This is a genomic window from Candidatus Pelagibacter communis, from assembly GCF_001180185.1.
GTDB classification, from domain to species: Bacteria; Pseudomonadota; Alphaproteobacteria; order Pelagibacterales; family Pelagibacteraceae; genus Pelagibacter; species Pelagibacter ubique_F.
This window is the reverse complement of the sequence record NZ_CVSS01000015.1, coordinates 1-771: the sequence shown is the minus strand read 5'-3', so window position 1 is coordinate 771 and position 771 is coordinate 1. Positions and strand designations below refer to the sequence as shown.

The following is a 771-nucleotide window of genomic DNA, read 5'->3' as shown; positions in this document are numbered from 1 at the left end:
CTTTTGCAATTACGTCTGGCTCATAAATCTTGTTCCAATATATTGTTACTTCATCTTTTTTTTATTTTTGAAAATATATCTACTTCATCACCTGCTAATATTTGAAGATTAATTTTGTATTTAGATAATTCTGATTTAAATGTTTCCAAAGATTTAAATAGCCACCATTTTTGTGCTTCTCTCTTATTATCAAAATCAGTTTTATTATAAATATATAATGCAATTACATTTTCATGATTTTGTGTAGCATATGAAAGGGCAGGGTTGTGATCAATTCTAAAGTCTTCCCTTATCCAAGCTATTGCATTTTTTGTCATATAAATGTTATTTTCTACCTTTAGATAGCAGTTGTTTGTAAAGTTTAACATCTGCATTACCTTCGCATCCAATGACAAGGATGTTGGAATCCTTCTTCAAATCTAATAATTTTCTAGCTTTTAGACTATTAGATAATCCTACCAGTGCAATAATCCCAGGAGTTGCACATTCACCTCCTGTAATTGAACCTTTGCTTAATTTTCTATCCTTTAGCATCGCTGTCGTTTTGGCAACATTATTGTCATCAACAGATACGCAATAGTTAGAAGTTTTTTTTAATATTTGCCATGGCACTAGTGACATTTCATTACATGACATCCCTCCCATAATACTCTCTTTTTTAATTCTTATTTTTTTCAGTTTATTTGCTTTTACACTCTGAAGAACACAATCTGCTCTTGAATTTTTAAAATATATGAAATTATTTACTATAACCATTGACAGTTTTTTTTT

1 protein-coding gene and 1 pseudogene are annotated in these 771 nt (G+C 29.2%); both read right to left on the bottom strand.

What is annotated here, in order from left to right; translation table 11 throughout:
- Positions 1-50: 50 nt before the first annotated feature.
- Positions 51-317: a deoxyribodipyrimidine photo-lyase gene (locus tag AMN95_RS01190; protein ID WP_075522184.1), complete on the bottom strand. Its 267-nt coding sequence runs from the start codon at positions 315-317 to the stop codon at positions 51-53.
- 7 nt (positions 318-324) lie between these two features.
- Positions 325-771: pseudogene (locus AMN95_RS01185) on the bottom strand (diaminopropionate ammonia-lyase); the annotation flags it as partial.